The sequence below is a fragment of the Streptomyces flavofungini genome, from assembly GCF_041028215.1.
Classification (GTDB): domain Bacteria; phylum Actinomycetota; class Actinomycetes; order Streptomycetales; family Streptomycetaceae; genus Streptomyces; species Streptomyces flavofungini_B.
In genome coordinates this window covers 1-996 of the sequence record NZ_JASKYR010001319.1, presented here as the reverse complement: position 1 = coordinate 996, position 996 = coordinate 1, and the positions used below count along the sequence as shown (strand labels likewise).

The 996-nt window shown below is 73.4% G+C and carries 1 protein-coding gene; it reads left to right on the top strand.

Features of this window, described 5'->3' with window-relative positions:
* Window positions 1-95 precede the first annotated feature (95 nt).
* Entirely contained in the window at window positions 96-917 is an 822-nt protein-coding gene (locus AB8Z36_RS40750) for an AraC family transcriptional regulator (RefSeq protein ID WP_369218382.1), read from the top strand.
* The last annotated feature ends 79 nt before the right edge of the window (window positions 918-996 follow it).

The window sequence follows — 996 nt, the reverse complement described above, 5'->3', positions numbered from 1 at the left end:
CCCCAAAACCGCCCCCACAGCCGCAGCCGCAGGCCCGCGATACTGGACACATGGCGGTAAGGGAGTTCAAAAGAACCGTGCCCCCACTGCACGGCATGGTCGTATCCGCGGTCGGCTACCGCACGTCAGGCCAGCGCCCAGCCCTGCACAGGGGCCTCCCGTCCCCCCACCTGACGGTGATCTTCTCCCTGGACGGCGACATCGCCACCGGCGAGACCCCCGACCAGGCCACCGGCGACAACGCCACCCGCACCGACATCGTCGTCGGCGGCCTGCACCAGAGCCCCGCCTACGTGGTGCAGCCCGAGCACGAGGCGGGCATCCAGCTCGCCGTCCACCCCCTCGCCGCCCGCACACTCCTCGGCCTGCCCGCGTCCGCGCTCGCCGGAGAGCTGGTGGTCGGCGGCACGGACGTGTTCGGCGAGCGCGCCACGGAGCTCCGCGAGCGGCTCTGCGGCCTGGACACCTGGGAGGACCGCTTCGCCGCCCTCACCGCCTACCTCCGTGACCGCGCCGCCACCGCCGAGGAGCGCCCGTCGGGCCCCGTACGCCCGGAGGTCGCCGAGGCCTGGGCCTGGCTCGCCAGGCACCGCGGCGCGGGCACCCTCGGCGGCCTCTCCCGCCACGTGGCACTCAGCGAACGCCGTCTGACCTCGCTCTTCCGCGCCGAGACGGGCCTCGCCCCCAAGCAGGCGGCGCGCCTGATGCGGTTCCAGCACGCCAAGGCCGCCGTGGTCCGCGCCGCCGCGGAGGACGCCCCGCAGGACCTGGCCCGGATCGCGGCCGACTGCGGCTACTACGACCACTCCCACCTCGTACGGGACTTCCGGCAGTACACGGGCGAGAGCCCCACCGGCTGGCTGGCCGAAGAGTGCCGGAATATCCAAGCCGGGGCGCACGACACGGGCGGAGAGTAGCCCTATGGACACCACACAGAACACTCCAAACAAGACCAAGCCCGGCACGGCGAACGACACCGCCCCCGCCCCCGCCATC